The 12576-nt window shown below is 60.6% G+C and carries 11 protein-coding genes; 7 read left to right on the plus strand and 4 right to left on the minus strand.

The window, feature by feature from the left end; genetic code table 11:
• Positions 1-43 precede the first annotated feature (43 nt).
• The 7 genes from AABE10_RS03745 to AABE10_RS03775 all read left to right on the plus strand — a co-directional run bounded on the left by AABE10_RS03745 (position 44) and on the right by AABE10_RS03775 (position 7155).
• Positions 44-814: a pyrroline-5-carboxylate reductase gene (locus tag AABE10_RS03745; RefSeq protein WP_342931921.1), complete on the plus strand. Its 771-nt coding sequence runs from the start codon at positions 44-46 to the stop codon at positions 812-814.
• 197 nt (positions 815-1011) lie between these two features.
• Positions 1012-2013 carry a LysR substrate-binding domain-containing protein gene (locus AABE10_RS03750; protein ID WP_342932254.1) on the plus strand — a complete coding sequence of 334 codons (1002 nt, stop codon included), beginning with the start codon at positions 1012-1014 and terminating at the stop codon, positions 2011-2013.
• Between the two features lie 106 nt (positions 2014-2119).
• Positions 2120-3154 carry a GlxA family transcriptional regulator gene (locus AABE10_RS03755; protein ID WP_342931922.1) on the plus strand — a complete coding sequence of 345 codons (1035 nt, stop codon included), beginning with the start codon at positions 2120-2122 and terminating at the stop codon, positions 3152-3154.
• 61 nt (positions 3155-3215) lie between these two features.
• Positions 3216-3620 (plus strand): cupin domain-containing protein, encoded by a 405-nt coding sequence (locus AABE10_RS03760; RefSeq protein WP_342931923.1) that lies wholly within the window; start codon positions 3216-3218, stop codon positions 3618-3620.
• Between the two features lie 20 nt (positions 3621-3640).
• On the plus strand, positions 3641-4570 hold the full coding sequence (locus AABE10_RS03765) for a LysR substrate-binding domain-containing protein (RefSeq protein ID WP_342931924.1): 930 nt from the start codon (positions 3641-3643) through the stop codon (positions 4568-4570).
• 183 nt (positions 4571-4753) lie between these two features.
• The gene (locus AABE10_RS03770) at positions 4754-6010 is read left to right on the plus strand and encodes an aromatic ring-hydroxylating dioxygenase subunit alpha (RefSeq protein ID WP_342931925.1); all 1257 of its coding nucleotides are present in this window, start codon (positions 4754-4756) and stop codon (positions 6008-6010) included.
• A gap of 14 nt (positions 6011-6024) precedes the next feature.
• On the plus strand, positions 6025-7155 hold the full coding sequence (locus AABE10_RS03775) for a hybrid-cluster NAD(P)-dependent oxidoreductase (protein WP_342932255.1): 1131 nt from the start codon (positions 6025-6027) through the stop codon (positions 7153-7155).
• Positions 7156-7478: 323 nt separating this feature from the next.
• On the opposite strand, the gene AABE10_RS03780 is transcribed toward AABE10_RS03775, so the two are convergent.
• From AABE10_RS03780 to AABE10_RS03795, 4 genes are all read right to left on the minus strand, one after another.
• On the minus strand, positions 7479-8900 hold the full coding sequence (locus AABE10_RS03780) for an inorganic phosphate transporter (protein ID WP_342931926.1): 1422 nt from the start codon (positions 8898-8900) through the stop codon (positions 7479-7481).
• A gap of 375 nt (positions 8901-9275) precedes the next feature.
• Positions 9276-10517, minus strand: coding sequence for a metal-dependent hydrolase family protein (locus AABE10_RS03785; protein WP_342931927.1), 1242 nt, complete (start codon positions 10515-10517; stop codon positions 9276-9278).
• Between the two features lie 110 nt (positions 10518-10627).
• Entirely contained in the window at positions 10628-11125 is a 498-nt protein-coding gene (locus AABE10_RS03790) for a GAF domain-containing protein (protein ID WP_342931928.1), read from the minus strand.
• Entirely contained in the window at positions 11122-12486 is a 1365-nt protein-coding gene (locus tag AABE10_RS03795) for an MFS transporter (protein WP_342932256.1), read from the minus strand. The genes AABE10_RS03790 and AABE10_RS03795 overlap by 4 nt, the downstream gene beginning before the upstream one ends.
• Between the last annotated feature and the right edge of the window lie 90 nt (positions 12487-12576).

Here is a 12576-nt window from a genome sequence, read left to right on the forward strand (position 1 = left end):
GATTCGTTCGAAACTGCTGCATTTCAAACTCAAGTGAGATTTCATGCGACTCGGATTCATCGGAACGGGGACCATCACGAAAGCGGTCGTGACAGGCATGTGCAGATTCGGCGTTCCATTCGACGGGATCTCGTTGTCGCCCCGCAATCCGAATACCGCTGCGGAACTCGCGACGCTGGACGAACGGATCCGCGTTTGCGTGAGTAACCAGGAGGTACTCGAAAATTCGGATGTCGTTTGCCTCGCGGTCGTTCCGCAAATCGCCGCGGAAGTTCTGGGCAAACTCGAATTCGAATCGCGTCACCACATTATCAGTTTCATGGCGGGCATTTCTCTCGACGAGCTTCGCCGCCTCGTCCCACAGGTGAATAGAATCGCACGCGCAGTCCCGCTGCCGGCAGTCGCTGAAGGCAACGGAAGCACTGCCATCTGCCCCGCCGATGAGGTCGCGAAAGCCGTCTTTTCGACGCTGGGCGAAGCGGTGGAGGTGGACGACGAACGCAAGTTTGACGCGCTCTCCGCCGTCACGGCGACGATGGTGAGCTTCTATGCGGTTCTCGAAACCCAGGCGGCCTGGCTCGTGGAACAAGGTCTCGACTACTCGGCGGCGCACGCTTTTTTGTCGGGCTATTGTGTCGGGCTTGCGAATGACGCAGCACGCACAGAACAACCGTTTTCAGTCATGGTTACGCAGTGCATGACACCGGGCGGCATCAACGAGCAGATGCACACCGAGCTTTCTCGCCGAGGTGCATACGGCCTGTACAAAGACGCACTCGATGGCGTGCTGAAGCGAGTTCGCGGGGCCGCATAACAGGCGGCCACGAAGAGTACTATTAAGGAGGGCGGATGCTGATCTGCCCTTGTCAGTTAGCGCGAAGACTCGCACACTATTTTCACGCACGAGCGATTCGGCTCGGGCGCGCAGTCTACGCATTGTCACGGGGCAGTGCGCAGCGTTGACCGGGTTGTCTTTGGACCACCCGCGCTTCCGCTTCACAGGTGAAAGCCATGCAAAAGAAACAGGTGTTTGCCGACCGGTTACTCGCTCAAATGCCGTCGTTACGGGCGCTGAAATGCTTCGTCACGGCGGCCCGGTACGAGAGTTTTACGCAGGCCGCAGAAGTGCTTTGCGTCACGCAGGCCGCAATCAGCCGACAAATCAAGGAACTCGAGGATTCGCTGGAAGTTGCGCTATTCGAGCGGACAGGTCGGCACATCGCGCTCACCGACGCGGGGCGCATTCTGTACAACGCGTCCTATCTGTCGATCATGAACATCGCCGAGGCAGCCCAGGCGGTGCGTCGGACCGACAGGCATGCGCTGACAATTTGCGTCTCGCACACTTTCTCGGCGCTATGGCTGTCGTTCAGGCTGCCCTCGTTCCGCAAGCGTTTTCCCGATATTCGATTGCACGTGATGGTGACGGAGCATTTCATGGAACTCGACGAGCTCATGGAACCCGACATCATCATCACGAAGAATCCACCGCGCGAGCCGGAGTACGAAGTCGAGCCGCTCTTTCACGACGTCGTCTATCCCGTGTGCAGCCAGTCTTTTTATGAGCGCCATTTTCACGGCAGGTCAGTGAAGCCCTTGGAGCTTCTATCGCACGCGACGTTGAACCTCTCGTTGTTGGGGCGCGCGCAGATTTGCGAGCATGTCGACTGGTCCGTTTGGCGAAACTGGTTTCAGCAAGGCGATGGCACGGAAAGAATGGTCGAAAACGAGCATCTGGAGAGCAACGACTATCGACTGCTCGTATCGCAAGCGGAAGCGGGAGAGGGCACCTTGCTTGGCTGGCATCATCTTGTCCATCGTCAGGTCGAACAAGGGCTACTGATTCGCCCCGTGCAAGATGTGCTCGAATTCCATGACCGTCACCATTATTTGATAACGAATAAGAACGCAAAGCTTCGTCCGGAATATCTTCAGTTCCGTGAATGGCTCGGAGAGGAAGTGAGCGCGATGATGCGCGAATGGCGGAGCGCCGAAACTGAAACGACTAAATAGACTTTGTGGACGTCGGTTACGAAAGCGCGAACAGCTTCGTCGGTGGAGTCCTGGTCGACTTTTCAAGCGTGACGTTTGAAGCGTTAGTTCAAGTACAGGCAGTCCCATGTTTAGCGACCTCGTCAGCCCCAAAGCCGGTACTACGCGGCCACTCCGCTTTGGAATCGTCCTGTTGCCCAATTTCACGCTGACGGCATTTTCCGGCTTCGTGGATGTACTCAGGCTTGCGAGCGATGAAGGGGACATGAGCAGACCGGTTCGCTGTTCATGGACCATCGTTGGCGAATCGCTCGTTCCCGTGCGGGCAAGCTGCGGAATTCAGGTCACGCCGTGGACAACTTTCGAAGAAGCCGGGTCCTTCGATTACGTCGTGGTCGTCGGCGGATTGCTGCACTCGGGGCCGTCCGCAAGCGAAGCAACGCTTCAGTTCATTCATGACGCAGCGGCGACGTCTGCTACGTTGGTCGGCATTTGCACTGGAGTGTTTGCGCTGATGCGCGCCGAAGTGATGGATGGCTATCGCATGTGCGTGAGCTGGTTCCATTACTGGGATTTTGTAGAACGCTTTCCGGGCGTCGATGAACGCAATCTCGTTGCGGACCGGCTATTCGTGATCGACCGGCGACGCATTACATGTTCAGGTGGACGGGCTTCTATCGACGTTGCAGCGGCTATCCTGTTGCGCCACTTCGAGGCGACAGTCGTACAGAAGGCGCTGCGTATCATGCTCGTCGATGATGCGCAGAAAGGGAATGCTCCGCAGCCGCACCCGCCAGGACTCGAACCCGCCACACATCCAAAGGTGAGGCGAGCGATCCTGTTGATGGAGCAGCATATTGGACAGCCATTGAGCCTCGTGGAATTGGCGCGACGGCTCGAGATGTCGGTCCGGCAACTCGAGCGTCTCTTTACATCGGAGACGGGAAAATCTCCGCAGGCGTACGCACGCCAGATCCGGATACGGATGGCGTCATGGCTGCTCACGAGTTCGGACCGTACAGTCGCTGACATTGCCACATCATGCGGCTTCTCTGATGCTTCGCATCTCGGCCGCGAGTTCAGAAAGGAATTCGGCGAATCACCGAACGCCTATCGCGTCGCGCGACCGCAGCGCCAATCGCAAGCGTTGGCGGATGCATAAGGCACGGAGCCACGACAAGCAGGACTTCCCCCTTGTGTTCATAAACTGGACATCGAAGAAAATGACAACCGAGCAGATGCGCGATGAAATGGTTTTCTTTGGCTTGCACGTCAAAGGTGGTCGTCGGTGGTATTCAATCGATGAGCGCGACTGGCGGCCAATGAAAATCGGTGAAACGGTGCTTCCGGGTTTTTTCTGGATTCCCGTCGCCGACGACGAGAACGGGGCCTGGAGTAGCTACTGGATGCGTTTGCAACCCGGCGCGCGTTCATTGGAGCATCGGCATGATTCGACGGAGCTGATCCTGATCCTCGATGGCGTATTCACTGACGACGACGGCACGGATTTCCTGCCCGGTCACACAGTGTCGTACCCTGCCGGCTCGCGGCATAGCACATCGTCGAAAGAGGGCTGTACCGTGCTGGTCGTGGCTCACACAGCGTCGACATTAGTGTCTCATTCGTAACCCGTGTGAGCCAGGGTCAAATGAAACCGGTCATTGCGCGCACCAAAGGATATCGGCGGCTCATTCCTTCGGTGACGGCCCTCGTCGAATTCGAGGCAGTCGCACGTCATAGCAGTTTCACGCTGGCCGCCGATGAACTCGGCGTGACTCAGGCGGCAGTCAGTCGACAGATCAAGTTTCTGGAGGAAACGCTTGGAACCCGGCTTTTCAATCGCCTGCATCGATCAATCGAACTCACGGATGAAGGAGAGACTTTGTATCGGGTCGTCGCCGAGTCGATGCAAAGAATTGCCGGGGTGTTCGACCGGTTATCAAGCGGGCCGGTCCAGCAGGAACTGGTGCTTGCAGCAACGTCCGCGTTCTCGCACTTTCGTCTTTTGCCGCGGCTGGCATCGCTAAAGAAGGCCCAGCCGGATCTTCAGCTTCGCATCTCGACGCAGATGTTCACCGCCGATCTCAGGCCCAAGGAGATCGATGTCGCCGTTCGATACGGAAACGGACAATGGAGCGATGGTTCCGCAACCCTGCTTTTCGACGAGGAAGTTTTTCCCGTCTGTTCGCCGGAGTATGTGAAGTCGCGAGGCACGCCGGAATTGCCGCAGGACGTCGCAAACGCCGCGCTCATCGAGTCCGATGCGACCTCGGAAGGCTGGATGAAGTGGGAAGAGTGGTTTCAGGCCGTGGGCTTCAGGCCGGTGCGATTGAACTTTGCGCTGCGCTGCAGCCTTTATACGGACGCCATCGAGGCCGCGCGTTACGGCCAGGGCATTGCCCTTGGCTGGGGAAGGCTGGTCCACGATCTGATCGAGACAGGCGAACTCGTGCGGCTGCCGGTCGCCTCGTTCAAGACGAGCGATTCGTATTATGTCGTCGTGCCGCACGGACGCACGATCACACCTGCAATCGACGGTCTCATCGACGGGCTTCGGCAGGATTCCATCGAGACCTGAAGCGCTTTGCAATGCCTGACGGCGCCCGTCGGAAACGGTCTGGCTCTCGTCTGGCTCTCGCATAATCCAAGGTAATGCCAGAGCGAAAATAAAGCACATTGACGCTCTTTTTCGTCAATCCAATACTCGGGTCATAGCGGGAACAATCGAACTCCCCGGACCCCTGAACATTGGAGAACGACGATGTCTGAAGTGCAACCCAAAACTCATGGCGAACTCATTCGAAGCCGTCAGCCTGGCCACGGCATGTCTGGCGAGCTGTTTGGCCGCCAGGACGTTTTCGAAACGGACGTCGACGTGTTCTTCCACAAGCACTGGATTCTGGTCGGGGTCACGGCGGATGTTCCCGAACCGGGCGATGTTTCGACCGTGGACATCGGCAGGGCTTCGATCATCATCGTCCGTGACGACGACGAGAACATCCGGACCTATCGAAACGTGTGTCGCCATCGCGGCGCGCGTCTCAAGGAAGTTGGCAAGTCGACCGTGGGCATGCTGGTTTGCCCGTATCACCAGTGGACTTACGACCTTGACGGAAGCTTGCGTCACACGACGCACATGGGAAAGGATTTCGATCCGACGTGCCGCAGTCTGATTCCCGTGCACACGAAGATCATCGGCACGCACATCTTCGTGTGTCTCGACGAGAACGCGCCTGCGGACATTTCAAAGCTCGAAGAGACGATGACGCCGCGTTTCGCGCCGTACGATCTGCAAAACACGAAGATTGCCTTCGAGCAGGAAATGATTGAGAACGGCAACTGGAAGCTAGTCATTGAGAACAACCGCGAGTGCTACCACTGCCAGGGCACTCACCCGGAACTGACGGCATCATTTCTGCCGGAAGACTTCGGATTCTGTCCGGAGAACCTCAGCGAAGAATCGCTTCGCGCGCTCGAAGACTACAAGGCGCGCAACGCAACGTGCCAGGCTAGCTGGGAGCGCGATGGGTTCATTGGCGAAACGGTCGAGTGGCTCGACGAAGATGCGGTCACACAGTTCCGCACGCAGCAACTGGTCATCGCCGGCGAGGGTGAGTCGCAGACCATCAGCACCAGGGTCGCAAGCACAAAGCTGTTTGGCAATATCACGCGACGTGACCTCGGCGACCAGCACCTCTGGACACACAATTCGTGGACGCACGTCATGAGCGACCACGCGGTCATCAGCTACATCGTCCCGCTCGGACCGGACAAGACGCTGGTGCGTTCCAAGTGGCTCGTTCACGCCGACGCTGTCGAAGGCGTCGATTACAACGTCAAGGATCTGACCGAAGTGTGGGTTGCGACCAACACGCAAGACAAGCATCTCGTCGAAATCACGCACGAAGGTACGCAAGATCCCGCCTATGCACCGGGCGTATTCTCGCCGTTCACGGAAGCGTACGTCGATCAGTTTTCGCGCTGGTACGCCGCGCGATTGAATGCACACGGAATCTGAGCAGCATGACCGCCATGAATTGCGTAGAAAGAATGTTCGACCGCGCGCCGACAGCTGCCGATCGGCTCACCAACGCCGCGACCTGGGAGAATGGCGCCCGGCAATGGCCGAGTAGCGAACAGCAGACGCTGACGTGTTGCCGTGTCATCGACGAAACTCACGACGTCAAGAGCTTTGAGTTTCGCACGGAGGATGGCTTGCCTGTGCGCTTCGAGCCGGGCCAGTTCATGACGGTGTTGGCGAATGTGCAGGGCCAACCGGTCGAGCGCTGCTACACGATTTCTTCGCCGCCGACGCGTCCGTACCTGGTGTCCATTACCGTCAAGCGCGTTTCTGGCGGCGTCATGTCGAACTGGCTTCACGACAGCATGAAGCCCCGAAGCCAGTTGCGAGCATACGGTCCGTCAGGAACCTTCACGTCCACAGCTTCTTCCGCGCCCAAGTCGCTCTATCTGTCAGCGGGTTCGGGAGTGACACCGTTGATGTCGATGACCCGGGCGAGCATCGATCTCGGTCTCGATCGGGACATCGCGTTCGTGCACAGCGCGAGGACGCCTGCCGATATCGTCTTTCGCGACGAACTGCAAAGGCTGGCGCAACTGTCGCCGCGACTGAAGCTGTTCTTCATATGTGAAGGCGTCGGCGATGAAAGCGATTGGGCGGGCGCGACAGGCAGGCTAAGTCTCACGCTGCTGTCGGAGTGGCTGCCCGATTACGCGGACCGCGAGGTATTCACGTGTGGTCCCGCCGGCTACATGTCGGCAGTCAGGGACTTGCTTCGCGAAGGGGGACATGACCCGGCTCGATATCACCAGGAAAGCTTCGATATTTCAGCGGGCGTCGCCGGAGAACCCGCATCGCAGAATAGCGAAGCGGCTCAGCAAACATTCACCGTTAAGCTTTCCGGCTCGTCGAAGACGTTCACGATCAACGCATCCGAAACCGTACTTGCGGCCGCGAAAAAAGCGGGCGTTGCGATTGCATCGTCGTGCAGTCAGGGCGTATGTGGCACGTGCAAGACCAAAGTACTTGAAGGCACAGTGGATATGAAACACAACGGCGGCATTCGCGACAGAGAAGTCCAGAAGGGCTTCCGGCTGTTGTGTTGCAGCCGTCCTACCTCCGATCTGGTGCTGGAGCTGTGATCGGTCATCGCGTGGGAATTCCACAGTTGCGAGCATATATTCGACGGACTGAATCCGGACCTTGGATTGCGCGGCGCAGTCGGTTGGACCTTTCGTTACGCGCGGGTGACGGAAACTAGTAGCGCAACTCTTCTCTCGTGCAACGATCGGCACGACTGGCGATCGCGTCGACGTGCTTGCCCGTCATAGGGGAAGCTGTGTCGAACGGCGCGCGCGGGTTTCAGAACTGCTGCGCCTGAAGGGACGCGAATTCCTCGCGGCACGCGTCGCTGAATTTGCCGGGAATGAACCGATAAAGCACGCGATAACAGGCAACGCGCGCACTAGAGCTTTGGATTGGCCAACAGATAAAAGATCGCGCCTGCCCCGATCATCGTGACAGGCAGCGTGATGAGCCACGTCAGCGCGATGCGCACGAGCACGCCCGTTTGCACGCCTTGTCCGCCCGCCGCCATCGTGCCCGTGATGCCGGAAGTCACGATATGCGTCGTACTCACGGGAAGCCCAGTAAAACCGGCAGTGCTGATCAGCGCCGAGCCGACCAGTTCGGCGCTCGCGCCCTGTCCCGGTGTCATGCGTTGCCTGCCCAGACGTTCGCCGAGCGTGCGAACCACGCGCCGATAGCCAACCATCGTGCCGAGACCGAGGCACAACGCGCTCAACAGGCGAACCCAGTAAGGCGCGTACTCGACGGGGCGGTTGATCTGACGGATCAGCGTGCCGGCCTGCTTGCGTTCGTCCGGCGTCGCGCGGCTGTTCTGGCTGATGCGATTCATCTGCCACGTGACGTCGAATATTTCGGACCGCAGACGCGACCGCAAGACCCGTTGCTCGCGATCAGAGGAACGGGTGCCCGTATCGAAGACGGCGGTGTCGACGAGCGACTGCGTCATGCCCCGTTGCAGTTGCCGGGCGGCCTGCAACGCACGGTCCTTTCGTTCGTCGCCGTACTTCTCGATCAGCGGAATGGCAGCCGATGCGTGCGCGTCGAGTTGTGCCAGCTCGGCGCGCGCGTGAAGATCCACCGCATAGGTGGCGGGCAGCAGGCCGATGATCGTCAGCATGATGAGCCCGACGCTCTTCTGTCCATCGTTCGTGCCGTGCGAAAAACTGACGAGCGTGCATGACAGGATCAACAAGCCGCGGAGCCACCATACTGGCGGCTGCCCGGGCTTCGGCGGCTCGAACAGGTCGCCTCGCGGTACCACGAGACGGAGAACGCCATAGAGCGCGCCAGCGACAAAGAAGCCGAGCAAAGGCGACACAGCAAGCGCACGAAGCACGCTGATGATCTGCTTCCAGTCAACGCCGGCGGCCAGATTATTCGATGCCAGTATCGCGTCCGACGCCGCGACACCGATGAGCGCGCCGATCAGGCAATGCGAGCTGCTGTTCGGGATTCCGAATGCCCACGTGAGCACGTTCCAGAAAAGCGCCGATGCGAACACGGCAATCAACATCGGAACAGCGGGCGAGCCGTCGGGCGGCGTCAGCACTTCAGGCGGCAAAATGCGTACGAGCGCATAGGCGACGGCGATTCCGCCCGCAAGCACGCCGATGAAATTCATGATGCCGGACCAGACCACCGCGCGCGCGGGCCCGAGCGATTGCGTGTAGATGACGGTCGCGACCGCGTTCGACGAGTCATGAAAGCCGTTCGTCGTTTCGAACGCGAGCACCAGCACGAAGCAAACGGCGAGCATCGCGACAAGCACGCCGGATGACGGCGCGAAGTGAGCAAGCATTGGACCTCCTGAGGGAACAGGCGCGCGGCCAGCGGATGCCGGACGTCGTTTCTGTGAGCAGGAAGCCTCGAAATCCGGCAGCTAGAGATGCAGCGTTTATGCGAGCAGGGATCGTTCCCGCGCGCCGGTTCACGAGGAGAGGGACGCGATCACCGTTGGCGCTTCACACGTGAACGGGTGCCTTCGTCGCGTCATCGTTCAGTCATATTGCCGGTGGCGCGTTGCGCGCAACGGCACTCACGATCCGTTGTCGGTCGACAGTTGCGCGGTGGCGCATGCGCCCTATCGAACGCGGATCGGCTCGTCGATGTTCAATGGCTCTCGCGGACGGCATAGCATCGTCGTCGAGAAGCGCGACATATAACCAGATCGCGCTCACACCTCTCCGAACGCGATCGTTCCGCCTTTCATCACGAGCGGTATGCGTTCGCCTTGCCCGAGCAGACACGAGATGTCGCGCAGCGGATCGCCATCCACGACGATCAGGTCCGCCCATGCATCAGGCGCGATGCGTCCGAGCTTCTCCGGCAAGCCGAGCACTTCGGCAGCCGTCGTCGTCGCGCAGGCGAGCGTCGCGGCATTGCCGAGCACTTCGGCGCGAATGCGGAACTCGTCGCTTTGCAGGCGTTGCGACGGTCCCAGCAGGTCCGAGCCGAAGCCCATTTTCACGCCCGCATCGCGATAGATTTCGAGCGAACGCAATCCCGCCTCGCGCACGTCTGCGATCTTCGCGACGCTCTCTTCTTCGAGACCATATTGCGCGCCCTCGGATGCCAGCGCTTCGTAGGTGACGAGCGTCGGCACCACATAGGCACCCATCTCGGCCATCAGTCTCGCCGTGGGCGCGTCGATCAGATTGCCGTGCTCGATCGTGCGCACGCCCCAGCGCACGACGCGCGCAATCGCCTCGGCCGTGTACGCATGCGCCATCACATAGGTATGACGCGCGCGCGCTTCGTCGACGATCGCGCGCACTTCGTCTTCCGCGTAGCCGAATGCGCCGACGGGGTCTGTCGGCGATGCGACGCCTCCCGAGGCCATGATCTTCAGATGGTCCGCGCCCATCTGCAATTCTTCGCGCGCGGCGCGGCGCACTGCGTCGACGCCATCCGCGACGCGCGCGAGCGCGCCTACCCGGACGCAGCAGCCGCACGGCGCGCTGTCGCCCAGATAATCGGAACGCGCGCGCATGTCGCCGTGGCCGCCCGTCTGGCTGAGCGCGCGTCCCGCAACGAAGAGACGCGGACCGACGGCCAGCCCGCTTTCCACGGCCTGCTTGTGCGGATACCCTGCGCCGCCCGCGTCGCGCACGGTCGTGAATCCGCGCCGCAACATCGAGCGCATGATGGGCACCGAGCGCAGCGTGACGAGCACATTTGGCATGTGCACCTGCTGCGCGAGGTTCAGCTGTACCGCCACCACATGTACATGCAGATCGATCAATCCCGGCATCAGCGTCTTGCCTCTCAGGTCGATCTCGCGCGCGGACGCGCTTTTCAAAGGCCTGTCGGACACTTCCTTGATAAGGCCGTTCTCGACCAGCACGTGATGCGCTTCGCGCAGTTCGCCGCGCTCGACATCGAGCACGTTTGCGTTCGCGAACAGGATGCTTTCCATTCGTTTCCCCTTTGGATTGCGTCAATGGGTTCCGTCAGTGGGTTCCGTCGATGCGTTGCTTCAATACGTTGCGTCGATGATTCGATCCGCTGCCGCCGCACGCGTCGTTGTCAAACGTCGTCGAGCAGCGCAGGCAGCGCGAACTGTGCGAGCGATTGCGCGAACGGCACGTGATCGTCCCGATACCAGGCGCGCGTGTGCAACAGGTTCAGCGACGCGAGCGTGCGCCCCTTCCAGCGTACGGGCACGTTCAGCACGCTTTCGCAACCGAGCGACGCGATCAGCTCATGATCGGGAAACACGGCACGCAGATCTTCTGCCGTTCTGCCGATGAACGCGTCGCCGCGCGTCAGCACCGTATCGACCCAACTGCCGCCCGCGAGTGGCTTTTTCGCTGCGGTCGGATATTCGTTCGGCAGATTGCTGTAGACGCGCGCCGATTCGTTTGTCGTGGCGTCGTAGCGCAAGATCGTGAAGAGCGTGTGCCCGATCGTTTCGGCGAGCACCGTGTCGAGCGCGCGATACAGGGTCGCCGGCTGATCAGCGTGCATCTGCGCATGAGCCAGCGCGAAGAAAGGTTGCAATCCGCGTTCGCGTGTGTCGTTCATACCGCTTCTCCTGCGGCGATGTCTTCGAGCGAGCGTCCGCGTGTCGGCACGCCCATCATCACCACCGAAATCGCGCCGAGCAACAGGACGACCGTCGTCACGCCGAACACGCCCGCGAATCCGAACTTCGGATACAGATAGCCGACGAGTATCGGCGACACGATCGCGCCGATCCGGCCGATCGCCGACGCCGTTCCCGCGCCCGTCGTGCGCACGGCCGTCGGAAACACTTCAGCCGTGTACGCATAGACGCCCGCATACGTGCCGTTCATGAAGAACGACAGGCCGATGCCCGCTGCCATGATCTCGCCGTTGGTGCCGGCGAATGCCATGCCCAATGCGCACGCGCAGCCGAACAGCATGTACGACGCGATCGTCGCCTGCCGTCCGATGCGCTCGTTGAACCACGACGCGCTGAAGTAGCCGGGCACCTGCGCGACATACATTGCAACCGAATAGCCGAAGCTGCGCGTGATGCTCATCCCATGCTGGACGAGCAGGCCGGGAATCCACGTGAAGAACGCGTAGTAGCTGAACGTGATCGACAGCCACATCAGCCATGTCATCGTCGTGATGCGCGCCTGGCGTCCTGTCCACAACACGCGGAAATTCGCGGACAGCGTGCCCGTCGACATCGAAGGCTCGCCGCGCGGACCCTCTGGCTCTGGCTCCGGCAAATCGATGCCGCGCGCGGCGAAACCGGCTTCGATGTGATCGAGCACACGCACCGCTTCATCCGTCCGCCCGCGGCTTTCGAGCCAGCGAGGCGACTCGGGCAGCGCGCGGCGCCACCAGAGCAGCATCAGGATCGGCACGGCGGTGATGAGCAGCACGACGCGCCAGCCCGCATCGAACGCCGGCACGATAAAGTAGCCGAGCAATGCGGCGGCCACGAAGCCGAATGAAAAGAACCCGGCCAGCGCACCCGTGAAGATGCCCCGATACCGCTTCGCGACGAATTCGGCGAGGTAGGGCGCGATGATCGCGCTCTCGGCACCTGTTCCCATGCCGGCCACGATCCGCGCGGCGAGAAACGTCGGCCACGAATCGGTCATCGCGCTGACGACGGAAGCGACGCAGTAGATCAGCAGCGCCGACATCATGACCTTGCGTCGGCCGATCAGGTCGCCGAGCGTGCCTGCGAGCAGCGCGCCAAAAAAGAAGCCGATGAAGTTGCCGCTGCCGAGCACGCCCGTCTGCACGCTGGACAGGCTCCAGTCGTGGCGCAGCACGGGCAGCACGAAGGCGACGGCGGCGGCATCCATCGCGTCGAACGCATAGCCGAGGCCGCCCATCAGCAGCAGGTGTCCGTGAAAGCGTCCAAACGGAAGGCGCTCGATGCGTGCAGAAACATTTGACACGGTGACGTTCGACACGGATGTGCTCCTGTAGTCGCGATAGTCGCTCGGCCTGACGGAGTGAGCCCGCGCAAGGTTCGCGTGCGTACGGCC

It is taken from the genome of Paraburkholderia diazotrophica (assembly GCF_038900755.1).
Taxonomy (GTDB): Bacteria; Pseudomonadota; Gammaproteobacteria; order Burkholderiales; family Burkholderiaceae; genus Paraburkholderia; species Paraburkholderia diazotrophica_A.